Origin of the sequence: Paraburkholderia atlantica (genome assembly GCF_009362785.1) — a bacterium.
Taxonomy (GTDB): domain Bacteria; phylum Pseudomonadota; class Gammaproteobacteria; order Burkholderiales; family Burkholderiaceae; genus Paraburkholderia; species Paraburkholderia atlantica.
The window spans coordinates 78,761-99,951 of sequence record NZ_WHNQ01000021.1; the positions used below are offsets into that span (position 1 = coordinate 78,761).

At 63.4% G+C, this 21,191-nt stretch carries 22 protein-coding genes; 14 read left to right on the forward strand and 8 right to left on the reverse strand.

The window, feature by feature from the left end; all coding sequences use genetic code 11:
• The first annotated feature begins 39 nt into the window (after positions 1–39).
• The gene (locus GCT19_RS26185) at positions 40–684 is read left to right on the forward strand and encodes a glutathione binding-like protein (protein ID WP_152853559.1); all 645 of its coding nucleotides are present in this window, start codon (positions 40–42) and stop codon (positions 682–684) included.
• Positions 685–693: 9 nt separating this feature from the next.
• Here the strand turns inward: GCT19_RS26185 and GCT19_RS26190 are convergent, their stop codons facing one another.
• Positions 694–1,578 carry a LysR family transcriptional regulator gene (locus GCT19_RS26190; protein ID WP_152853560.1) on the reverse strand — a complete coding sequence of 295 codons (885 nt, stop codon included), beginning with the start codon at positions 1,576–1,578 and terminating at the stop codon, positions 694–696.
• Positions 1,579–1,661: 83 nt separating this feature from the next.
• Between GCT19_RS26190 and GCT19_RS26195 the strand changes: the two genes are divergently transcribed.
• From GCT19_RS26195 to GCT19_RS26205, 3 genes are all read left to right on the forward strand, one after another.
• Entirely contained in the window at positions 1,662–1,991 is a 330-nt protein-coding gene (locus GCT19_RS26195) for a hypothetical protein (protein WP_227749337.1), read from the forward strand.
• A gap of 186 nt (positions 1,992–2,177) precedes the next feature.
• The gene (locus GCT19_RS26200; protein ID WP_152853561.1) at positions 2,178–3,440 is read left to right on the forward strand and encodes a multidrug effflux MFS transporter; all 1,263 of its coding nucleotides are present in this window, start codon (positions 2,178–2,180) and stop codon (positions 3,438–3,440) included.
• A 55-nt stretch (positions 3,441–3,495) separates the two neighbouring features.
• Positions 3,496–4,896, forward strand: a complete 1,401-nt coding sequence (locus tag GCT19_RS26205) for a DHA2 family efflux MFS transporter permease subunit (protein ID WP_152853562.1) — start codon at positions 3,496–3,498, stop codon at positions 4,894–4,896.
• 32 nt (positions 4,897–4,928) lie between these two features.
• Here the strand turns inward: GCT19_RS26205 and GCT19_RS26210 are convergent, their stop codons facing one another.
• Positions 4,929–5,648 (reverse strand): SDR family oxidoreductase, encoded by a 720-nt coding sequence (locus tag GCT19_RS26210; RefSeq protein ID WP_152853563.1) that lies wholly within the window; start codon positions 5,646–5,648, stop codon positions 4,929–4,931.
• 82 nt (positions 5,649–5,730) lie between these two features.
• Here GCT19_RS26210 and GCT19_RS26215 point away from each other — a divergent pair, with 82 nt between their 5' ends.
• The 3 genes from GCT19_RS26215 (at position 5,731) to GCT19_RS26225 (ending at position 7,797) form a co-directional block, all read left to right on the forward strand.
• The gene (locus GCT19_RS26215; protein ID WP_152853564.1) at positions 5,731–6,681 is read left to right on the forward strand and encodes a LysR family transcriptional regulator; all 951 of its coding nucleotides are present in this window, start codon (positions 5,731–5,733) and stop codon (positions 6,679–6,681) included.
• Positions 6,682–6,774: 93 nt separating this feature from the next.
• Entirely contained in the window at positions 6,775–7,179 is a 405-nt protein-coding gene (locus GCT19_RS26220; protein ID WP_152853565.1) for a DUF3224 domain-containing protein, read from the forward strand.
• A 27-nt stretch (positions 7,180–7,206) separates the two neighbouring features.
• Positions 7,207–7,797: a hypothetical protein gene (locus tag GCT19_RS26225; protein ID WP_152853566.1), complete on the forward strand. Its 591-nt coding sequence runs from the start codon at positions 7,207–7,209 to the stop codon at positions 7,795–7,797.
• Between the two features lie 146 nt (positions 7,798–7,943).
• On the opposite strand, the gene GCT19_RS26230 is transcribed toward GCT19_RS26225, so the two are convergent.
• The 4 genes from GCT19_RS26230 to GCT19_RS26245 form a co-directional block, all read right to left on the reverse strand.
• Complete coding sequence (locus GCT19_RS26230) at positions 7,944–9,302, reverse strand: epoxide hydrolase family protein (RefSeq protein ID WP_152853567.1); 1,359 nt, start codon at positions 9,300–9,302, stop codon at positions 7,944–7,946.
• Positions 9,303–9,455: 153 nt separating this feature from the next.
• A complete protein-coding gene (locus GCT19_RS26235; RefSeq protein ID WP_152853568.1) occupies positions 9,456–9,641 on the reverse strand; it encodes a hypothetical protein in 186 nt (61 codons plus the stop codon).
• Positions 9,626–9,976 (reverse strand): MarR family winged helix-turn-helix transcriptional regulator, encoded by a 351-nt coding sequence (locus GCT19_RS26240; RefSeq protein WP_152853569.1) that lies wholly within the window; start codon positions 9,974–9,976, stop codon positions 9,626–9,628. Before GCT19_RS26240 ends, GCT19_RS26235 begins: the two co-directional genes overlap by 16 nt.
• 211 nt (positions 9,977–10,187) lie before the next feature.
• Complete coding sequence (locus tag GCT19_RS26245) at positions 10,188–11,123, reverse strand: LysR family transcriptional regulator (protein WP_152853570.1); 936 nt, start codon at positions 11,121–11,123, stop codon at positions 10,188–10,190.
• 184 nt (positions 11,124–11,307) lie between these two features.
• On the opposite strand from GCT19_RS26245, the gene GCT19_RS26250 reads away from it, so the two are divergent.
• From GCT19_RS26250 to GCT19_RS26265, 4 genes are all read left to right on the forward strand, one after another.
• Positions 11,308–12,597 (forward strand): MFS transporter, encoded by a 1,290-nt coding sequence (locus GCT19_RS26250; protein WP_152853571.1) that lies wholly within the window; start codon positions 11,308–11,310, stop codon positions 12,595–12,597.
• 74 nt (positions 12,598–12,671) lie between these two features.
• Positions 12,672–14,210 (forward strand): M81 family metallopeptidase, encoded by a 1,539-nt coding sequence (locus GCT19_RS26255; RefSeq protein ID WP_152853572.1) that lies wholly within the window; start codon positions 12,672–12,674, stop codon positions 14,208–14,210.
• A 217-nt stretch (positions 14,211–14,427) separates the two neighbouring features.
• Entirely contained in the window at positions 14,428–14,763 is a 336-nt protein-coding gene (locus GCT19_RS26260) for a DUF4148 domain-containing protein (RefSeq protein ID WP_026229246.1), read from the forward strand.
• Between the two features lie 628 nt (positions 14,764–15,391).
• The gene (locus GCT19_RS26265) at positions 15,392–15,982 is read left to right on the forward strand and encodes a hypothetical protein (protein ID WP_026229247.1); all 591 of its coding nucleotides are present in this window, start codon (positions 15,392–15,394) and stop codon (positions 15,980–15,982) included.
• Between the two features lie 81 nt (positions 15,983–16,063).
• Here the strand turns inward: GCT19_RS26265 and GCT19_RS26270 are convergent, their stop codons facing one another.
• Together GCT19_RS26270 and GCT19_RS26275 are read right to left on the reverse strand one after the other, a co-directional pair.
• Positions 16,064–17,374: an MFS transporter gene (locus tag GCT19_RS26270; protein WP_152853573.1), complete on the reverse strand. Its 1,311-nt coding sequence runs from the start codon at positions 17,372–17,374 to the stop codon at positions 16,064–16,066.
• Between the two features lie 178 nt (positions 17,375–17,552).
• Positions 17,553–18,647, reverse strand: coding sequence for a tartrate dehydrogenase (locus GCT19_RS26275; protein ID WP_018438356.1), 1,095 nt, complete (start codon positions 18,645–18,647; stop codon positions 17,553–17,555).
• 123 nt (positions 18,648–18,770) lie between these two features.
• Here GCT19_RS26275 and GCT19_RS26280 point away from each other — a divergent pair, with 123 nt between their 5' ends.
• The 3 genes from GCT19_RS26280 (at position 18,771) to GCT19_RS44830 (ending at position 20,638) form a co-directional block, all read left to right on the forward strand.
• Positions 18,771–19,697: a LysR substrate-binding domain-containing protein gene (locus tag GCT19_RS26280; RefSeq protein ID WP_018438357.1), complete on the forward strand. Its 927-nt coding sequence runs from the start codon at positions 18,771–18,773 to the stop codon at positions 19,695–19,697.
• A gap of 223 nt (positions 19,698–19,920) precedes the next feature.
• A complete protein-coding gene (locus GCT19_RS26285; protein WP_152853574.1) occupies positions 19,921–20,307 on the forward strand; it encodes a BPSL0067 family protein in 387 nt (128 codons plus the stop codon).
• Entirely contained in the window at positions 20,294–20,638 is a 345-nt protein-coding gene (locus GCT19_RS44830; protein ID WP_407082913.1) for an STY0301 family protein, read from the forward strand. The genes GCT19_RS26285 and GCT19_RS44830 overlap by 14 nt, the downstream gene beginning before the upstream one ends.
• Positions 20,639–21,191: the final 553 nt, after the last annotated feature.

Here is a 21,191-nt window from a genome sequence, read left to right on the forward strand (position 1 = left end):
AGTACAAAAAAACCTTCACCGACGACTGGAGACATCAGCATGGAGCTTTATTTTTCGCCGCTCGCGTGTTCGCTCGCCACGCGCATTTCGCTCTACGAGGCGGGCGCCGATGCGCGCTTCATCGAAGTCGACACGAAATCGAAGCGGCTGCGCGACGGCTCCGATTTCTATCCGATCAATCCGCTAGGTCAGGTCCCCGTGCTTCGCACCAACGACGGTTGGCTGCTGCGGGAAAACACCGCGATCCTGCCTTACGTCTCCGACGCCTTTCCGGCAGCCGCGCTCGCGCCGCCGCCCGGCACGGCGGAACGCGCGAAACTGCAGGAGTGGCTTGGGTTCATCAGCACGGAACTGCATAAGGGGGTGTTCGTGCCGCTGCTCGATCCGCACGCGCCCGCCGACGTTCTTAGCTATACCCACAAGAGGGTGGCGTTGCGACTGGATCTGCTGGAGCAGCATTTGCACGGACGCGAGTTTTTGCTGGAGCGGTTTTCCGTCGCGGATGCTTATCTGGTCACTGTGTTGAACTGGGCGCGCTACAGCGGCGTCGAGCTTTCGCAGTGGCCATCCGTGCAGCAGTACTTCGAACGCATCGCGCGTAGGGCATCCGTTGCAAAGGCGTTGGCGGAGGAGTACGTGCTGTATAGCGAGGAGCAGGACAGACGCAACGCTGCGGCAACGTAGGCTTGCTCACTAGCTCAACTGCAAACTCCGCAATACGTCGAGCACATACTGAGTAGGACGGTCCACCGTACCCGCGCGATAGGCCAAACCCAGCTGCCGCCATAACGCCGGGCGCAGCGGACGTGTGACGATGCGCGCGTCGGCCGTTGAGCGGCCCGCTTCCTGCGGCAGCAGCGCTGCGCCGTATCCCGCTGCCACGAGGCTCCTGATCGCATCCGAGTAGTTGAGCTGGATGCGCGGCGTGGGATGCTGTCCCGCCGCGCTGAACCATTCCGTCGTCAAACGCGAAAGCCGCGTGGTGGCGTCGTTCAGAATCAGCGGCTTCGCGGCGATCCATTGCGGCGTGACGCGAGCCGGACACGTCCACCCGGCCGGTATGAGTGCGACCACGGGATCGCGGCGCCATCTTTCGATCGATAACCCGCGTATCGGCGCTTGCGGCAGCGCCACGATGCCCACGTCGAGCGACTCTTCCGCGAGTCGCGTCAACGTTTCCTGCGAAGTCAGCACGGCGATTTGCACGTCGATGCCGGGGTGTTCGTCGGCCAGTCGTTCCAACGCCTGCGGCAGCAGATTCGCGATGGCCGCGGTGGAAGCGCCGAGCCGAACCCGTCCGCCGAGCCCTTCCACCTGTCGCCGTACGTCTTCCAGCGCCTGCTCCGCATTGGCCAGCAATTGACGCGCATAGGCCACCAACGTCTCGCCGATCGCCGAGGCCCGCACCTGGCCGCGTCTGCGCGACAGCAGCGGCGCGCCGACGCGGCCTTCGAGATCCGCGATATGCAGACTGACCGTGGGCGGCGCGAGATGCAGAACGCGAGCGGCCTCGGCGAAAGAGCCGAGGTCGGCGACGACCATGAGGGTGCGCAGGCGGTCGAGACTGATCTCTCTCATCGGAGTCGGAATGGCATCGGTCAGAAAAGCTGAATCACGCGGTCAGGAAACTCAACTTTTCCAATCTTACGTGCAGATGGAAGATGGCGGCGCTGGTTTTTTCAACGCTGACTATCGGGGCCATCGGCATGAACTCCTCTTCAACTAGAAATTGCGAGCCGCAAGACGCTTCGCATCGGCTAGACGCAATGTCGGACGACGCCAGGTCGTTGCTGCTCGGGTTCGTCTTTACAGGCGTCGTACTGGCTTTCGCCGTGATGGCGATGATCTGGACTGCATCTCGCCCCCCGCTCAAGGGCAAGGACTGCTCGGGCCGCATCGCAAACGTCGAACATGCGAGCTTCGTCGCATTCTTCCAGGACCCCGCAGATCAGGGCGCGTTGCTGAGGTCGATCGAAGACTGCGCGAAATGAGCGTAATTGCGGCGGGATAGCGCGCCGGTCGGCCGCGCCATCCCACACCCTCGCCAGGGAATATCCCACTTCCTGCCATACCACGGGCACAATACGCAGCGATAATGCCGGGGCGTCCACGTCTTTTCCGTTCGACATTCGAACGCGCCCATGCCCGCGCCGCCAGTGTTCCCTTTAGATGCACCCATGAGCCACGCTACCGCCGACCACCCCGCCTCCGCCGACTCCGCTCCGAACTCGCCGCGCTTCCTGTTATTCCTGATCTGCCTGTTCGCATCCGCCGGACAGCTCGCCATCGACATCTACGTGCCCGCGCTGCCCGCGATGGCGCACTACTTCGGCACCTCGCCGCAAGCGATCCAGACCAGCGTCACCGGCTACATGGCCGCCTACGCGTTCGGCCAGCTGGTCTTCGGTCCGATCGCCGACGCCTATGGCCGCAAGCGCGTGCTCGCGTTCGGCCTGACCATCTACACGGTCGGCTGTCTGCTGTCGCTCACGGCGCCGAATCTCGAGACGTTCATCCTCGCCCGTGCGTTGCAGGGCTTCGGCATCGCGAGCACGAACCTGCTCGCGAAGGCGATCATCACCGATTCGTTCGCGGGTCAGGCGTTGCTGCATGCGTTCACGTACATGTCGATCGCGTGGGGGCTGGCGCCGATCGTCGCGCCTGTGATCGGCGCGCATCTGCAGACGGCGTTCGGCTGGCGCGCGTGCCTCGTGTTCCTGCTGATCTATTCGCTGGTGATGTGGGCGCTGTTGTGGCGCTATCGCGAGACCTTGCCCAAGCCCGTGCACCTCGAACCGCGCACGCTGACCGCGAACGCGCGCAAGGTACTCGCGAGCCCGGTGTTCCAAAGCTGCTTTCTCGCGCAGGGTCTGTGCTACAGCATTCTGCTCGTGTTCAACATCGTCGGGCCGTTCATGGTGCAGACCACGCTGCACAAGCCGCCGACTTTCTTCGGCTATCTCGCGCTCGGCATCGGCATGATGTACTTTCTCGGCGGCCTGTCGAATCGGCTGCACGGTCCGCGTCTGCCGAGCGCCGAGCAGCGGCTGCGCATCGGCGCGCGGCTGATGGCCGCCGCTTCGGTTGTGATGCTGCTGCTCGCGCTGACGGTCGGTCTGCGCGTGTGGACGCTCGCGACGCCCGTGCTCGTGATGGGCTTCTGCGCCGGCGCGATGTATCCGACGCTGATGGCGAAGGGCAACTCGCTGTTCCCGCACATCGCGGGTCTGACGAGCGCGATTCTCGGCTGCGCGCTGCTGCTGGTGTCGTCGGCGATGATGGGGCTGGCCGGCTTCGTGTCCGTGCAGGTGCTCACGCCGCTCGCGCTGTTCTTCGTGGTCCTCGCGTTCGTCGTCGTCGCGATGGTGACGAAGCTGCTGCGCCATCTCGAGCAGTCACAGCTTGCGGCCGCGGCGACCGCGCGCGGCAACGCAGCGTGAGCCGGTACATGAGCTTGATCCAGCGCCACACCATTATCTGTACGCCCGCGGACCGATGAGCGGCATGCGCGAGCACGGCTCCGCGTCCGCTTCCGAGCGGATCGATCCGACCGTGTGGAAGGTCGCCGCGGTCGTGTCGATCGGTTCGTTCATGTCGCAGATGGACTCGACGCTGGTCAACGTGTCGCTGTCGACGATCGGCCATACGCTCGATACGTCGATCGCCACCGCGCAGTGGATCGTCAGCGGCTACCTGCTCGCGATGGCGTTGATGTTGCCGCTCAACGGCTGGCTGGTCGACCGTATCGGCGCGAAGCGGCTGTACCTGTTCTGCTTTTCGACGTTCACGATAGCGTCGATGCTGTGCGGGGCGGCGCAGACGATCGGCGAGCTGATCGGCGCGCGCATCTTCCAGGGCCTCGTTGCCGGTGTGCTCGTGCCGATGGCGCAGATGATGATCGGACGAGTGGCCGGCAGGAACCTCGAGCGCGTGATGGGCTTCACCGCGCTACCCATTCTGCTCGGGCCGATTCTCGGCCCGGTGTTGGCCGGGCTCGTCCTCGCGCACGCAAGTTGGCCATGGCTGTTCTTCATCAATGTTCCGGTGGGCGCTGTCGGCATCGCGATGGCGGTGTTGCTGCTGCCGCGCGATGCCCCTGCGTCGCAGAAGCGGCCGTTCGATTTCACCGGCTTTGCGTTGATCTCCCCCGGGCTCGTCGCACTGGTCTATGGACTTCAGAACACGTCGCGCGCGGCGGGCCTCGCGTGGCTGCTTGCGGGCGTCGTGTTTCTCGCCGGGTTCGTGCTGTACGCGTTGCGCAAAGGCAATGCCGTGCTGATCGACGTGCGCATGTTTGCAACACGTACGTTCTCGGTCGCGGCCCTCGCGCAGTTCTCCGCGAACGGGATCATGTATGGGCGACAGCTTGCAGTGCCGCTTTTTCTGATCGCGGGCTGCGGTTTGTCGGCTGCGCACGCGGGCGGTCTGCTCGCGGCTACCGGCATCGGCATGATGTGCTCGTTCCCGCCGATCGGCTGGTTGACCGAGCGGCTCGGTTGCCGCGCGCTCGCGGCGGGCGGCGCATTGCTGGCGTTTCTGAGCACGCTCGTGTTTCTATGGATGAGCATTGCTTCGTTCTCCGCCGGATGGGCCGCTGTCAGTCTGTTCCTTGCGGGTGTCGGTCAGGGGACGATCAGCGTGCCGTCGATCTCGGCCGCGTATTCGTCGATCGCGAAAGAACGGCTCGCGGTCGCGAATACGGCGTTGAACATCGCGCAAAGAGTGGGTGGTCCGTTCGCCACGACGCTGCTCTCGATGGCGATCGCGCTGACACAGCACGGTGCTTCGGATGTACAGCCCAGCCGATTTTTGCCGATGTTCGTGCTGCTGGCCGGGCTGCATTTGCTGTGCTTCACAGCGACGATGTTTCTGCCGGTTCGGGTTCGGAGGGTGTAGAACGCCTGAGCGCACATTCTCGCGCCCGGACTTCACAGTAGTCGCAAGCCCCCATCACACTCGATCACCGCCCCCGTCATAAACGTGTTTTCCAGCAGAAACTGCAGCGCGTGCGCGACATCGTCGGCCCGGCCGACGCGCCGCACCGGTAACGTTTCGCTTTGCTGCCGGAATACCTCGCTTTTCACGCTTGCAGGAAATCTGTCCCACCACGGCGTATCGATCACACCCGGCGACACCGCGTTCACCCGCAGCGGCGCCAACTCGCGCGCCAGCGTGCCGATCATGCTTTCGAGCGCGCCGTTGATCGCGCCCAGACCCGCCGTGCCCGGATTCGCGATGCGCGCCGAAATCGCGGTCAGAAACGTCATGCTGCCGTCGCGACGCAGCGTGGGCAGTGCGGTCTGCGCCGCTTCGAGCTGCGGCCAGAACTTGGCCTCGAAGCCGCGCCGCAGCGCGGCCAGATCAAGCTCGGCAAAGGGACCCGCGCCTTCGCCGCCCGACAGTGTGATCACCAGGTGATCGATGCCGCCGAGGCCGCCGAAGAAGCTTTGCAGCGCCGCGCGATCGGTGCAGTCGAGCGTCTCGCCCGTCACCTGACCACCGATACCGCTCAGTGCATCGTCCAGCTTGGCGCGGTCGCGCCCCACCGCGACGACGCTCGCGCCAGCCGCCGCGAGCCGCTTCACCGTCGCGAGCCCAACGCCCGACGACCCACCCAGCACCACGACCTTCTGATTTTGCCAGTCCATTTCATCGCTCCTGAGAGTAAACGGAAGACCCCGTGGCAGTAGAATGCGCGGTGCGCGCCCATCACTCAAATCGTTTAATGTCATGGCCAACATCATTGAAAATGATTTTCGGCGCTTCGACCTGAACTTGCTGCTGACCTTCCGCGCGCTGCTGGAAGAGCGTAGCGTCACGCGTGCGGCACAGCGGCTGTTTCTCGGGCAACCGGCCGTCAGCGGCGCGCTGAAGCGCTTGCGCGAGACCTTCGGCGACGAGCTTTTCGTGCGCACGCCGCAAGGCATGACGCCGACGCCGCGCGCGCTCGAACTCGCGCGGCAGATCGAGCCATTCCTGCAATCGCTGCATCAGGCGCTCACGCAACCATCCGTGTTCGATCCGGCCCACGCGCAGCGGGTGTTTCGCCTCGGCCTCAGCGATTCGCTGGAACTGCTGCTGATGCCGGAGATCATGGCGCGCCTCGCCGCAGCAGCACCCGGCGTGAAGCTGATCGCGCGCTCCACCGATTCGACGCGCGCCGCCGCGATGCTCGACGATGGCGCGATCGAACTCGCGGTTGGCGTGTTCCGCGAGTGCGTGCCGTGGCAGCGACTCATGCCGTTGTTTTCGTGGCGCTTCGTAAGCGTCTACAACCCGCAGCTCGTCAGGCCGCGTCGCAAGCATTTGTCGATGGACGAGTTTCTGCGCCACCGCCATGTGCTGACTTCGTTCAGCGCCGAGCTGCGCGGCTTCATCGATGAACGACTCGAGTTGCAGGGACTCAACCGCGAAGTCGTGTTTTCGAGTTCGAACTTCGCGACCAGTCCATTCATCGTGCAACGCACGGCGGCGATCGCGACGGTGCCGGAGTTCATCGGCCGCGTCTGGCGCGATACGCTCGGTCTCGCGCTCAGTCCGTTGCCGTTCGAGGTGCCGGGCTACGAAGTTTCGTTGATGTGGGCCGCGGCGCACGATCAGGACCCGGCGCTCGCGTGGTTAAAGCGCGAGTTCGCGGATGCGTTCGGCACGGCTGACAGCACTGCGCGTGCGGCGCGCTGACAGCGACGTGTGCTACGGTTCATAAGCGTCACATTGCGTTGCGTTTCGCTTCACCGCTTCGCGGTCGCCCGTTCAAGCCAGGAGGAAATCCCGATGACTCACCACATCGCAAAGGGCACCTTCATCGTCTCCCTTCAACCGATGCCGTTCGAAAACACGGAGGCCGAATCGAAGCTCGGCCGCATGTCGATCGACAAGCAGATCTCCGGCGATCTCGCCGCGACCACCCAAGGGCAAATGCTGAGTGCGATGACGAGCGTCAAAGGCTCGGCCGGCTATGTCGCGCTCGAGCAGGTCACGGGCACGCTGGCGGGCAAGCAGGGCACCTTCGTGCTGCAGCATATCGGCGTGATGAATCGCGGCGCGGCGTCGCTGACGGTGACGGTCGTGCCCGATTCGGGCACGGGCGAGCTGAGCGGCATTGAAGGCGAGTTCAAGATCGACATCGTCGATGGCGCGCATTCGTACGAGTTCGCTTATCGTCTGCCCGGCGATTGAGATGCCGAACATGATTCGCGAGCAGGCATGACCCGACTGTTCGGCGTCCTGGGGGCGATCGTTTCGCTGGTCGCGTTTCTGCCTTATGGACTTGCGATCTGGCGCGGCACCGTACGTCCTCATCTGTTCACGTGGCTGGTCTGGTCGGTCGTCACGGCGATTGCGGCCGTCGGGCAATTCGTCGCCGGTGCAGGCCCCTCCGCGTGGGCTACGGCGGCGATCGCGGCCACCTGCTTCGTTGTCCTCGTGGCGAGCGTCTTCAGGGGCGAACGGCAGCGGACCGCTTTTGATTGGCTTTGCCTGATCGCTGCTTTGTCGGCCATTCCGCTCTGGATACTCACCAATGATCCGACCTTGTCGATCTGTCTTGTCACGCTGATCGAACTCGTCGGCCTCGGGCCGACGGTGCGCAAAACTATTCTTGATCCGTGGAGCGAGAGTCTTTTGTATTTTGCGTTGTGCGTTCTCAAGTACGCGCTCGCGATTCTCGCGCTGCCGAAATGGAGTGTGGCCGTGGCGTTTTATCCGGCGGTGAATATCGTGGCGTCGATCGGGGTCTGTTTGTTGATGGTGGTGCGCAGGCGTCAGGTGGGGGCGTATTCCGCGCGCTCGCAGTGAATCCCAGATGTTCAAACTGGCCCACCCGCATGCCAGCGGAAAGCCGCGTTCATAGCCGTATCGTTGAATCTAATGTTGGTCATTCCATTCGTGGCAAGAATGTGCCGGGCGCGCTGCGTCCCGGCGCTCCTGCAACTCCGTTCGCCTCACTGCTGACGCAGCGGCCTCAACCCCGCGCGCACTTCCTCGGCGAACAGTTGAGGCTGCTCCCACGCCGCGAAGTGGCCGCCCTTGTCGGGCCGGTTGTAGTAGATCAGGTGGTGATACGCGCGCTCCGTCCAGCTGCGCGGAGCCTGATAGTTTTCGCGCGGGAACACGCTGACGGCCGCCGGGACCGATACGTCGGCGGCAGCGAGGAAGTTGAAGTGTGACTCCCAATAGAAGCGCCCGGCCGACACGCCGGTATTCGTGAGCCAGTAGAGCGTGATGTCGTCGAGGAGATCGTCGCGAGTCAGCGCCCCCGCGGACTCTCCATTGACGATCCGTCCATACACGGCGGAGGTCAGCGCCGCCGCCGGTTGAGTGTAGCCGTCGCCATGGTCGAGCAGCCAGGCCGCAAGTGCGATCGGCGAATCCGAGAGTCCGAAGAGCGTCTGCGGGCGCGTGCCCATTTCCAGCGCGTAGGCGCGCCGCTTTTTTGCGGCGCTGCTCAATTGCTCGTACGCATGCTTCTCGTCGTCGGAGAGATTGGCGGGCGTAGGATCGCCGTCCTGAAGCGCCTTGGCGATTTCCGGCGGGATCGTGGCAGGGAAATTCACGTGGATGCCGATTAGCTCCGGCGGAGCCTGTTTGCCCATCACGTTCGCGACCACACCGCCGAGGTCACCGCCTTGCGCCGCGAACTTGTCGTAGCCAAGGCGCTTCATCAACACGACCCACGCGCGCGCTGTGCGCTCAGGGCCCCAGCCTACCTCCGCAGGCCTGCCCGAGAAGCCGTAGCCGGGTAGCGACGGAATGACGAGATGAAAGGCGTCCGAAGCGCTTGCACCATAAGCTGTGGGATTGGTCAGCGGATCGATGATCTTGAACTGCTCGATGACGGAGCCGGGCCAGCCATGCGTAACGATGAGCGGCATCGCGTCCTGATGCTTTGAGCGCACGTGAATGAAGTGAATATCGAGTCCGTCTATTTCGGTCACGAAATTCGGCAGTGCATTCAGGCGCGTCTCGCACCTGCGCCAGTCGTAATCGGTCGACCAGTGGCGCGCAAGCTCCTGCATCATCGCGAGCGGCACACCTTGTGACTCGTCGTTGACGGTCTCCTTGTCAGGCCAACGGGTGGCCTTGATACGGCGTCGCAGATCCACAAGCTGCGCTTCGGGCACGTGCACGCGCAGCGGACGAATCGCGGTCTTGTCGCCGTTCGGCGCTTGCTTGATGTCGGTGATCGCTTGTGAGGTTTGCGCGAATGACAGTCGACTCAGCGACGCTGCTGCCAGGGCGGCTGCGCTAACGCCGACGAAACGGCGGCGCGACGGAGATGCGAGAAGAAGATCGTCAGACATTTGGACTCCGATTGCCTGGTATTTGTGGCAGAGCGCACGTGCATGCTTCGCAACACCAAGCGTAGTCATGATGGCGGCCACGTGCCACTACCGTGCACATCGCCCGCCATCGGATTCGAGCCGTACCTGCCGGCGTGAGAAAAGCGCGGCTCGTCAGCCCGGTGCGGCGCCGCTCGAGAATGCGGCGGCATGGCGCGTGACGAACTCGCGCATGCCCCTCGGCGCATTGCCGGTGAGTTTGCGAAAGTCGTCGGTCATGCGGTCGTAGCTTCCTTGCGCATGCGAGACACCCTCCATGGCGTGATGCATTGAATCGAGACCGGTCAGATCGCGGGGCACGACCTGCGCGCCGAGACGGCGCAGATCTTCGGCGCGTGCGTCTTCGTGGCGCACCAATGCGCGATCAGCTGTCGAAGGTTCCTCGTGAGTGTCGAGCGATCGTGATGGTTCTTGCGTCCGAGCGCGGTGCGGCTCAACGGTCCATGCTCACTGATCAGCACTAGAAGCGATAGCTGCGAGGCGTTGATGCCAAGCGGGCGCAGCATCTCGTCGTAAAGCGAGGTCAGCACGCGCGCAATCTGCCGCGTGCGCGTCAGCAGACAGTGGCGCGCGATCTGGCCGCTTTCGCTGCAGCCGATTTCAGTGCCGTGCGGGATCGTTTCGATGCGGGACATGCTTCGCGACTCCAGGGTGCACGGGCTGTTTGCCCGGTTGGCGTATTGGAGCGTCCGCATGTATCCGGAACGTGTCTGGCGAACCGCCTTTTTGTATGCGTACGTTTCCGCGCGCAAAGCAGATACGCGGCGATACAAATCTCGTGCGCGGGACGGCCGCAGCTAGCGGTCGCTGCAGGCCCGGACCGCCGCTTTCAACACGGCATCTGCATCAGTCAGCGGATTCACCTTGACGCGCCGCCCCGAACATCGTCATGCGCTGCAAAATCCACGCGAGCAGTTCGTGCGCGGCCGCGACGAGTGGCCGCCCGGACTTCACCAGCACGCGCGCCTTCGTGCCCAGAAACAGCGCGTGATCGATCGGCACGGTCACCAGCTCGCCAGCCTGAATCTCGCGCGAGGCCGCGAACTCTCCGATCAGCGTCGCAAAGTTTTCATCGGCGACGAAACGCTTGAGTGCCGTCAGGGAATTGGTGGTGAGCGTCGCGCGGATCTCAACGTGTTCGACGAACGCGAGCATCGTTGCGAGATGCCCGATGCCGAACGTGCTCGGCATCAACGCGAGCGGCCACGCGAGCAGATCGTCGATCGTGGCGGGCTTGCCGCGCCGGGCGAGCGGATGGTCGCGGCGCACCAGCAACACCACGGGCTGCGCGGAACTCGCGCGATATTCGACCCGCGGATGCGGCGGCGGATTGAACGCGAGCCCGATATGCGCGCGGCTTTCCGCAACTGCGTCGAGCACGTCGTCGACCGGCAGCACGGTGAGGCCGATATCGACCTTCGGGTATTGCACGCAGAACGGCGTGATGACCTCGGCAATCAGCGCATCCACGTAACCCTCGCTGACGGCCAGATCGACGCGGCCTTGCTGCAAGCCGCGCAACGCGTGCAACTGATCCTCGAACTTCTCCTGCTGCGCGCGATAGCCGCGCCAGAACTCCAGCAGATGCGCCGCGGCCTCGGTTGGCCGGACGCCGCGCGCCTGGCGCTCGAACAGCTGCACCCCGAGTTCGTCTTCGAGCAGCTTGATCTGCCGCGTGATCACCGAGGGCGACGTGTTGAGGCTGTCCGCCGCACCGCGGATCGTGCCGTGCGTGAGCACCTCGTGGAAATAGCGCAGCCGCTGCTGGTTGATTTCGCGCATCGCACCCCCGTTTGCCTGTCGCTTCGTTGCCCTAGGAGGAACAATATGTGAACTTTGTTGCTCTTGCTAGCAAGGATTGCCCTGGTCAGGATGGTGTTGCGCACGATGCGCATCACATCTATTGCATGCGACCCGAGCAGGCGCCAAAGCGTCGCCACCGGTCGACACACATTCGGAGACAGACATGGCGGCCATTCTTCCCACCGCGCGAAGCGGCGACGCTTCGGCGCTCTACAGCAAGATCAACGCGCACTTGCTGCCGTTTCTTCTGATCTGCTATCTGTTTGCTTACCTCGATCGCGTCAACGTCGGCTTCGCGAAGCTTCAGATGCAGACCGATCTCGGCTTCTCCGATGCCGCTTACGGTGTGGGCGCTGGCATCTTCTTCGTCGGCTATGTGCTGTTCGAGCTGCCGAGCAACCTGCTGCTGCCGCGCATTGGCGCGCGCAAGACCTTCGGCCGCATTCTCGTTCTTTGGGGCATTACATCGGCCTGCATGCTGTTCGTGCGCAGCGTGCCGGCGTTCTACGCGATGCGCTTCCTGCTGGGCGTATTCGAGGCCGGTTTCGCGCCGGGCATGATCTTCTATCTGTCACGCTGGTACGGCCCCTCGCGCATGGCGCGGGCGATTGCGATGGTGTTTCTGGCCGGGCCGATCGGTGGGATCGTCGGCGGGCCGGTTTCGGCGGCGATCATGAGCACGCTCGCGGGCAAGGCGGGCCTCGCCGGCTGGCAATGGATGTTTCTCGTCGAAGGCCTGCCGTGCATCGTGCTGGGCATCGCGACCTTTCTCTATCTGCCTGACCGCCCGGCCGACGCCTCGTGGCTCAGCGACGCCGACAAGCGCCAGCTGGAGGCCGAAGTCGGCGCGGCGCAGGCTCATGCCACTTCGTTTCGACACGTGCTGCGCGATCGCAAAGTCTATGTGCTGGCGTTCGCCTACTTCTGCATCATTGCCTCGATCTACGCGATCAGCTTCTGGCTGCCCGCCATTCTGAAGGCTCAGGGCGTGAGCGACCTGATCACGCTCGGCTGGTACACGTCGATTCCGTACGTCGCCGCGGCGGTGGGCATGCTCTATATGGGCTCGCGTTCGGACCGGCTCGGCGAGCGGCGCCTGCATTGCGCGGCGCCGGCGGCCGCCGCCGCGTTGCTGCTCGCCGCCTGCGCGGCCGCGGGCAGTCATGTCGCGCTCACGCTGACGCTGCTCACGCTCGTGACGATGGCGCTGTGGATGGCCTACACGGTCTTCTGGGCGATTCCGCCCGAATACGTCAAGGGGCCGGCCGCCGCGGGCGGTATCGCGCTCATCAACACCATCGGACTGTCTGGCGGCTTCTGGGGGCCCGCGGCCATCGGCTGGATCAAGACGGCGGCCGGCAGCCTGCAACCGGCGCTGCTCGCAATGGCTGGCGTGTCGCTGCTTGCCGCGCTGCTGATCCTTCCGCTTCGGCTCGCTGCCACCAAGCCCTGACCTTGTGCCGCGCTTTCAGGGCGCGCCACGCAGTCGATTCTTTTAGCCATCCTTTTTCAACGAGGTAACGGGAAATGAAGATTCTCATCGCAGGCTTCCAGCACGAAACCAACACGTTCGCCCCGACCAAAGCAAGCTGGCAGAGCTTCGTTCAGGGCGAGGGCTTTCCGCCGCTCGCGCGCGGCTCCGGCGTGCTCGCGCTGCGTGACGTGAACGTACCCGCCGGCGGCTTCATTCAGGCGGTGGAAGCGGCGGGCCATACGCTCGTGCCGGTGATCTGGGCCGGCGCGAGCGCCTCCGCGCACGTGACAGAAGACGCCTATGAGCGCATCGCAGGCGAAATCGTCGAGGCCGTGCAGCGCGGCGGCTTCGACGCCATCTATCTCGACCTGCACGGCGCGATGGTCGCCGAGCATCTCGACGACGGCGAAGGCGAACTGCTCGCGCGCGTGCGGGCGATCGTCGGCCGCGCAATCCCGCTGGTAGTCTCGCTCGATCTGCACGCCAACGTGACCGAGCAGATGTTCGCGCACGCGGATGCGATGGTCGCCTACCGCACCTATCCGCATGTCGACATGGCCGAGACCGGCGCTCGCGCCGCGCAAATCCTGATGCGCCTCGCGAAAGAGCCGGAGCGCGGCCTCACGCGCGTGGTGCGCCGCATTCCGTTCCTGATCCCCGTCAACGGCATGTGCACGCTCGCCGAACCGGCACGCGGCACGTACGATCGTCTCGCGGCGCTGGAACGCGACGGCGTCGTCTCGCTGTCGTTCGCGCCAGGATTTCCGGCGTCCGATTTCCCCGAATGCGGTGCGGTGGTGTGGGGCTACGGTTTCGACGAGGCCGCCGTGACCGCCGCCGTCGATGCGCTCGCTTCGACCATCGTCGCGCAGGAGCGCGACTGGGAAGTGCGCTTCCTCGACCCGGACGCCGCCGTGCGCGAAGCGATGCGGCTTGCCGAACGCGCGACTCGGCCCGTCGTGATCGCCGATACGCAGGACAACCCGGGGGTGGGCGGCGATTCGAACACGATGGGCCTCGTGCGCGCGCTGCTACGTCACGGCGCGAGCGACGCCGCCGTCGGCCTGATCTGGGACCCACGCGCGGCAGCGAAGGCGCACGAAGCGGGGCTCGGTGCGACGATCGAGTTGAAGCTCGCGGGCGGCTCGGGCGTACCGGGGGACGCGCCGCTCGCCGGGCGCTTCGTGGTCGAACATCTGTCCCACGGGCGGGTGCGCTTCGATGGCCCGATGATGAACGGCATGTGGACCGACATCGGGCCGGTGGCATGCCTGCGCATCGACGGCGTCCGGATCGCGGTCAGCTCGGTCAAGATGCAGATCTTCGACCGCAATCTCTATCGCGCGGCCGGCATCGAACCCGAACGCATGAAGATTCTCGTCAACAAGAGTTCGGTTCACTATCGCGCCGACTTCGACGCGATCGCCGCCGCCCATCTGGTGGCGAAAGCGCCCGGCCCGATGGCCGCCGATCCCGCCGATCTGCCGTGGCAGCGGCTCGATCCGCGCCTGCGGCTGCGGCCGAACGGCGCGTCGTTGGGAGAGATGCGCGGTAGTGCCGAGCGCGCGAGCAGTCACGCCCCCGCGCGGTGACTTCGAGGCGTTTCGTATCGTTGTGTATCTACCGGGCAATTCGACAAACACGGTTGCAAAAGCCGGGGTTCGTGGAAACAGGCGGGATACATGAGGGGGTTCAAATACGTCCATGCCAGTCGGCGGTGCCGCAAAGCAAAGCGGACGTCGACGCGACTGGATGCACGTGCCACGCAACCGTGGTCTGAACCAACTCAATTGCTCTCAGGTGGATACCATGAAACTCGTCAAGTCGCTGATCGTTGCCGCTGTTGTCGCTGTCCCCGTCGTTTCGTTCGCGCAGACCAACGCGCCACTCACGCGTGCCCAGGTTCGCGCGGAACTGGTCCAACTCGAAAAGGCGGGTTACAACCCGGCTGCGGATTACAACACCTATCCGCAGAATATCCAGGCCGCCGAGGCACGCGTGAGCGCGCTGAATGGCGCGGCGGCTTCGGCATATGGCGGGTCGGCGGACGGCTCGTCGGCGGCCGGAGCCGGCGCGGTCAAGGTCCCGGCTCTGACACAGCAACAGGACGTTGCCGGCCTCGCCACGGTCTACGCGCATCATTGATGTTTGGCGAGCGCTGCCCGTGCGGGCGGCGGCAACAGAAGACGGCCCGCTTCGAGCGGGCCGTCGTGCATGCACCATCGGGTCGCTTCGAGGATACAGACGCCGCCCGAAACTGAGCGCGCGCCCGACGCTGAACATTGCGCCTCTATCCCTCAGCGCCGCAAAGCTCGTCTCCGTATGTCGTGAATTCCCGGTGCAAGTCATCACGTTCTTCAGCATAGACGGCACGCGGCGTCACCGCGATTCGCAGCGGGCGATCTGATTGTGCCTTCCTTTTGTCCGATATTCATCAGGTCGCCGCAAATAGCGTGGATTACACTGGTTTTCGCTATGCGACCTTAAAGCGTGGCCGACCCACGAAGTCACCATTGCGCGGACTTTCGTGCATCCCTTCCGCACGTATCCGCCGACACCGGGCGAAACATGACTGCTCGGTGGAAGCCTTTCGCAATTCACCACTTTGGCCCACACCTGGTCCCTCAAACGACAGCGACCACGCATTACTGCGGCCATTTGCTAATCGACTATTTTCGTTTGATTCAATCAGGCGCCTGTGATCCAGGCCGCTCGTAGGCCCTTGCACGCCAGGATTTCACACGTCTGATTCGTCGTTGACAAGGAGATGACGATGAATACCCGGCATTTAAGCATTTGGTCAGCTATGGCCGTTGTACTTCTGTCGCTGAGCGGCACCGCGCAGGCCGGCGGTGACAATCGTGGCGGTGGCGGGCTTTGCTCGAACGCAACGCTGAGAGGACCCTATGGGTTCATCGGTCACGGAGTCATCCTCGGCTTGCTGGATTCGAACAACGTGCTGCATCCATTCGCCACCCAGTCGATCCTCGATGACGTTGCCCTCGTGACATTCGACGGCAACGGCAAATTTACCCGCACCGATTTCGGCAGCATCAACGGCGTGCCGAAAGGCGGGCAGACAACCTTCAATCCGTTCCAGAAAGGCACGTATAAGGTGAACGCCGATTGCACCGGCACGATGTCGATCGTCTATATCGCCGGAGGAGCCGTGCCTGCCGGCGTCGAGACCGATCTGAACATCGTGGTCACTTCGGACGGGACACAGGTCGAATCCGTCGTCTATCGGGCTAGCATCCCGTCAGCAGCGTCGACGCCGGACGGCTTCAGCTGTTCGATGGATTGCGTGCAAGGGGTGCAGGAAGCGTTTGAAGGCAAGAAGGTTCTGGTCTACGGCTTCCGCTAGTCGTGTACTGATGGATCGGATCGATTCAAGCGTGCCGCCGGCCTTTCAACCGGCGGCGTACTCGCTTGGTCGATGCTTCGCTCAGTGCCCTTGCCGCTCGCCCACCGCGACGGGCGCATGCCTGGTCTGGCGGCTCAACATCAGCGTCACGACCGCCGACACCGCCAGCGTCGCGCCGACCACATAAAGCCCCGCGGTATAGCCGCCCGTCACGTTCTTGAGCCAGCCAATCGCAAACGGCCCGACGAAGCCGCCGAGGTTGCCGATCGAGTTGATCATCGCGATCCCAGCCGCCGCCCCGGCGCCCGACAGGAACATGCTCGGCATCGCCCACAGCGGCGCTTTCGCGGCGCTGATGCCGACGTTCACGACGACCAGCGCAAGCACGATCATCAACGCGGTACTCGCATTGCCGGCGAACACGAAGCCGACGCACGCAAGCGCGCACGGAATCACGACGTGCCACGTGCGTTCGTCGGTGCGGTCCGAGTGCTTCGCCCATAGCACCATCGCGATCACCGCGAGCACGCTCGGCACACCGGCAAGCAGCCCCGTTTCGAACGTGCCGAAACCGTATTGGCGGATGATCAGCGGCGCCCACAAGCCGAGCGTATAAAGTCCCGCCGAGGTGCCGAAGTAGATCAGCGCGAGCGCGAGCACACGCGGATCGCGCATCGCGCCGAGCGCGCCGGCCGTGTGTCCCGCATGCGCGTGTCGCGCGTCGGCTTCGAGCTTCAGCTTCGCGATCAGCCAGTCGCGCTCTTCGGGCTGCAGCCACTCGGCTTGCGCGGGCTTGTCGGTCAGATACTTGAGCACACAGAAGCCGAGGATGATCGCGGGCAATGCTTCGAGTATGTAGAGCATTTGCCAGTCGGCGAGTCCGGCAATCGGCGGCAGTTTCATGATCGCGCCGGAAATCGGCGAGCCGATCGCAGTCGAAATCGGCGCGGCGGCCATGAACCACGCCGCCGCGACAGCGCGTTGCCGCGTCGGAAACCACAGGCTCAGATACAGGATGATGCCGGGAAAGAAGCCCGCTTCCGCGACGCCGAGAATGAATCGCAGCGCGTAAAAACTGTTCGGCCCGACGACGAACGCCGACGCGAGCGACACCAGCCCCCAAGACACCATTACGCGAGCAATCCAGCGCCGCGCGCCGACCTTGTGCAGGATCAGGTTCGACGGCACTTCGAACAGAAAGTAGCCGATAAAGAAGAGCCCGCCGCCGAGGCCGAACGCGGTCGGCGAAAGACCGATCGCCTTGTTCATCGATAACGCGGCGAAGCCCACATTCACGCGATCGAGAAAGCTCACGAAGTACAACAGCATGACGAACGGGATGATCCGCAGCATCAGCTTGCGGGACACCCGGCTTTCGAGTTCAGAAGTCATTGTCTCCTCCTCCTGCGCGCGGCAGTGGACCGCGCGCGAGCCTCGCGCCGGCCGACGTCGGGCCGAGCTAGTCGAGTCAAGGTTGGGTGCCGGCCACGTGGTGGCCGGGGCGTAGACCGCGCGCCGGGTTTGCGCGCGGTTCGCGCTTGGTACGGGTCAATTCAAGCGAAGCCGTCGCTCAAGCCGCGTTCGCCGCGGGCGTCGCCGCCTGCTCGATGAACGCGCATACCGCCGCCGTCACCTGCGCGGTCGTGGCCGTGCCGCCGAGGTCGCGGGTATGCAGCGCGTTGTTCGCGGTGACCGCTTCGACGGCCTGCATCACGCGCCTGGCCGCGTCGAATTCGCCGAGGTGTTCGAGCAGCATCACGACCGACCAGAACGTGCCGACCGGATTCGCGAGCCCCTTGCCCATGATGTCGAACGCGGAGCCGTGGATCGGCTCGAACATCGACGGATAGCGGCGCTCCGGATCGATGTTGCCGGTCGGCGCGATGCCGAGGCTGCCCGCGAGCGCGGCCGCGAGGTCGCTGAGAATATCGGCGTGCAGGTTGGTGGCGACGATCGTGTCGAGCGTGGCGGGACGATTGACCATGCGCGCGGTCGCCGCATCGACGAGTTCCTTGTCCCACGTGACGTCCGGAAACTCCTTCGAGATTTCGAGCGCGATCTCGTCCCACATCACCATCGCGTGGCGCTGCGCGTTGCTCTTCGTGATCACGGTCAACAGCTTGCGCGGACGCGACTGCGCGAGGCGGAACGCGAAGCGCATGATGCGCTCGACGCCGGCGCGCGTCATCATCGACACATCGGTCGCGGCTTCGATCGGATGGCCCTGGTGCACGCGCCCACCGACGCCCGAATATTCACCCTCCGAATTTTCGCGGACGATGACCCAGTTCAGGTCCTCGGGCTTGCAGTACTTCAGCGGTGCGTCGATGCCGGGCAGGATGCGTGTCGGGCGCACGTTCGCGTATTGATCGAAGCCCTGGCAGATCTTCAGACGCAGACCCCACAGCGTGATGTGATCGGGAATGTCCTTGTCGCCCGCCGAGCCGAACAGGATCGCATCCTTGTTGCGGATCGCGTCGAGCCCGTTGGCCGGCATCATCACGCCGTGCTGGCGATAGTAGTCGCCGCCCCAGTCGAAGTTCTCGAACTCGAACGTGAAGGCGCGCGTGGTGTTCGCGAGCGCTTCGAGCACCTGCGCGCCGGCCGGCACGACCTCCTTGCCGATGCCGTCGCCGGGAATGGTTGCGATGCGATAGGTCTTCATGTCTCCGTCCTGTGCTTGGTGAATGGCGTGAGTGGACTCTAGCGCGATCGCACGGGAAAAAACCGGTGCTAAACTCAAAGCATCTTTAACTTGCATTCACAAATGCGAAGGCGTGGAGAGACGATGCGCGACACTGTGCAGCCAGCGGATCTGAGCTTTTTCTCGACGCTCGCCGCGAGCGGCAGCCTCAGCGCGGCCGCGCGCGAACTGGGGCTGACCGCGGCCGCCGTCAGCAAGCGCCTCACGCAGATGGAGCAGCGCGCTGGCGTCGCGCTCGTGAACCGCACGACGCGCCGCATGATGCTGACGCCCGAAGGCGAGCTATACCTCGAACGCGCGCGGCGGATTCTCGATGAGATCGACGAACTGGCGGAACTGCTGGGCTCGGCGAAAAAGACGCCGAAGGGTTTGCTGCGCGTGAACGCGACGCTCGGCTTCGGGCGCAGCCATATCGGACCCGCGATCTCGCGCTTTGTCGCGCGGTATCCGCAGGTGTCGGTTCAACTACAGTTGTCGGTCACGCCCCCGCCGCTCACCGACGACAGCTTCGACGTCTGTATCCGCTTCGGCGAGCCGCCGGATACGCGCGTGGTGGCGCGCCGTCTTGCGCCGAACCGGCGTCTGCTGTGCGCGGCGCCGTCGTATCTCGCGGCGCACGGCACGCCGCTCACGGCGCACGATCTGACGCGCCACAACTGCATCGGCATTCGGCAGGGCGACGAAGCGTATGGCGTGTGGCGGCTGACGTCCGGACGCGGCGCCGCGCGCAAGACCGAGGCGGTGCGCATCAAGGGCACGCTGACCACCAACGACGGTGAGATCGCCGTCAAATGGGCGCTCGAAGGACACGGCATCCTGCTGCGCGCGGAATGGGACATCCGGCAGTATCTGGCGGAGGGTTCGCTCGTTCAGTTGCTGCCTGATCACGACACACCGAATGCGGATATCTTCGCGGTGTATTCACCACGGCATCAGATGTCGAATCGTATTCGAGCGTTTGTCGAGTTTATTGCGCGGGAGCTGGGGGGTGAGGTGGGGGTGGTTGCGTAGTGCGGCACAGCGGATAACTCGAGGTGGAGCTACTCGACACATTGCGACACATTGATCGAGAGGCTGTTTCTTGCTCGCTAGATGCTGAATCACAATGTGGACGGCATTATCAGAGAATCGCCATTATCTGAAAATCGATTACTGCTTGTTTTGATGGTCCGGGCTCGCTAGTGTGTGCGCTTAATCTTATCCCGTTTTTACTGGCCGAGGAGAAGTAGAAAAGATGCGCTATGTCGCTGATACGAAAAAGGCAGATGACCTGATCAACCAAGGGCGTCTGGTTGGGAATGGCCAGTGCGTTACACTCGTTCATGCTGTTGTGAGTATTCCGCCGTCTTCCTTATGGAAAAGGGGAGACCGGGTCCAAGGCAATGTCCTCATCGCCAAAGGAACAGTAATAGCTACATTCGACAGCAATGGACGCTATGGAAATCACACGAACGGAACCAGTCACGCAGCAATTTATCTCGGGCAAACACTGGTTGGAATCACTGTAATCGACCAGTGGAATGGACATACCAAACAACCTCCACATCGGCGTACTATCCATTTCCGTCGCGGCCATGGAACGCCTGTTAATGATGGCAGCCGATATTATGTTGTCGAATAAGGCGCTCTTCCTGGCAGTTTGCCTTGTGGCAACAAGCGCCGCGTGTGCGTCGCCAACACGGGTCCGGTTCAAATGCCCAAGCGTGCTTTCTGCGGGAGGACAACATCATGTTCTGGATAACGCATCCCTTTTCGATGGTCCTCCAGAGGAGGAGGCGGACCTTATTCCTGAGCCAGGAAAAACATCTGACCAGTGGGATTTGACGGGTAGCGATCCCTATCTGGTATGCCGCTATCACGGCACTAACAACACTTTTGTGATTCATGCTGTTGGTGCTCGGACCTGCGAAGCCACGAGCAAACCCTTTGCGGTTCACTGCACCTCTCGTTAAATTGACTGGGGTAACCGCAAAATGGCGACCGGGGCTTATAGTCGCTGCGGTCGCTGCGTGGATGCCATTGGCACACGGCAACCTGATGAACGAAATAAGCTCAATCCGCCACTAGAATCGTTCGTGCTGCGTCACATTAACTCAACACTTGATACTGACGACCTTGCAAAGATCGTTACGCTCTCTTCCAGATCTTGTCCGAAAGGCATAAGTTCACTGTGTGAAGCATTGGCTAATACCGCATCGCAGGCTGAACAGTAACCGCTGCGACGCTACTCGTCCTTGCATATGTGCTGCGCCCTGCTAATGGGATCGAAGGTGCCTCCGACACCGCAACTTCCTCTGACTGAACGAACGACGCGCGTGTTCGTACAACGGGACGGCCTGTACGACCGGAATCTGTAGCACGAAAATCGCGATCGCTACAGTCTGTAAAAGACCCCGCATCTTTTCACTGCACGTCACTGGCTATCGAATAAAACTCCCCGATATCGTAAAGTTGAGGAACCAAACCCCGATCCCACTCCTTTACTCACCAAGGCCGGACCTGACC

Bases quoted from the DNA above. Each gene is read 5' to 3' on its own strand.
- GCT19_RS26185 (WP_152853559.1), top strand. From the start codon at position 40: ATGGAGCTTTATTTTTCGCCGCTCGCGTGTTCGCTCGCCACGCGCATT.
- GCT19_RS26190 (WP_152853560.1), bottom strand. From the start codon at position 1,578: ATGAGAGAGATCAGTCTCGACCGCCTGCGCACCCTCATGGTCGTCGCC.
- GCT19_RS26195 (WP_227749337.1), top strand. From the start codon at position 1,662: ATGGCGGCGCTGGTTTTTTCAACGCTGACTATCGGGGCCATCGGCATG.
- GCT19_RS26200 (WP_152853561.1), top strand. From the start codon at position 2,178: ATGAGCCACGCTACCGCCGACCACCCCGCCTCCGCCGACTCCGCTCCG.
- GCT19_RS26205 (WP_152853562.1), top strand. From the start codon at position 3,496: ATGAGCGGCATGCGCGAGCACGGCTCCGCGTCCGCTTCCGAGCGGATC.
- GCT19_RS26210 (WP_152853563.1), bottom strand. From the start codon at position 5,648: ATGGACTGGCAAAATCAGAAGGTCGTGGTGCTGGGTGGGTCGTCGGGC.
- GCT19_RS26215 (WP_152853564.1), top strand. From the start codon at position 5,731: ATGGCCAACATCATTGAAAATGATTTTCGGCGCTTCGACCTGAACTTG.
- GCT19_RS26220 (WP_152853565.1), top strand. From the start codon at position 6,775: ATGACTCACCACATCGCAAAGGGCACCTTCATCGTCTCCCTTCAACCG.
- GCT19_RS26225 (WP_152853566.1), top strand. From the start codon at position 7,207: ATGACCCGACTGTTCGGCGTCCTGGGGGCGATCGTTTCGCTGGTCGCG.
- GCT19_RS26230 (WP_152853567.1), bottom strand. From the start codon at position 9,302: ATGTCTGACGATCTTCTTCTCGCATCTCCGTCGCGCCGCCGTTTCGTC.
- GCT19_RS26240 (WP_152853569.1), bottom strand. From the start codon at position 9,976: ATGTCCCGCATCGAAACGATCCCGCACGGCACTGAAATCGGCTGCAGC.
- GCT19_RS26245 (WP_152853570.1), bottom strand. From the start codon at position 11,123: ATGCGCGAAATCAACCAGCAGCGGCTGCGCTATTTCCACGAGGTGCTC.
- GCT19_RS26250 (WP_152853571.1), top strand. From the start codon at position 11,308: ATGGCGGCCATTCTTCCCACCGCGCGAAGCGGCGACGCTTCGGCGCTC.
- GCT19_RS26255 (WP_152853572.1), top strand. From the start codon at position 12,672: ATGAAGATTCTCATCGCAGGCTTCCAGCACGAAACCAACACGTTCGCC.
- GCT19_RS26260 (WP_026229246.1), top strand. From the start codon at position 14,428: ATGAAACTCGTCAAGTCGCTGATCGTTGCCGCTGTTGTCGCTGTCCCC.
- GCT19_RS26265 (WP_026229247.1), top strand. From the start codon at position 15,392: ATGAATACCCGGCATTTAAGCATTTGGTCAGCTATGGCCGTTGTACTT.
- GCT19_RS26270 (WP_152853573.1), bottom strand. From the start codon at position 17,374: ATGACTTCTGAACTCGAAAGCCGGGTGTCCCGCAAGCTGATGCTGCGG.
- GCT19_RS26275 (WP_018438356.1), bottom strand. From the start codon at position 18,647: ATGAAGACCTATCGCATCGCAACCATTCCCGGCGACGGCATCGGCAAG.
- GCT19_RS26280 (WP_018438357.1), top strand. From the start codon at position 18,771: ATGCGCGACACTGTGCAGCCAGCGGATCTGAGCTTTTTCTCGACGCTC.
- GCT19_RS26285 (WP_152853574.1), top strand. From the start codon at position 19,921: ATGCGCTATGTCGCTGATACGAAAAAGGCAGATGACCTGATCAACCAA.
- GCT19_RS44830 (WP_407082913.1), top strand. From the start codon at position 20,294: ATGTTGTCGAATAAGGCGCTCTTCCTGGCAGTTTGCCTTGTGGCAACA.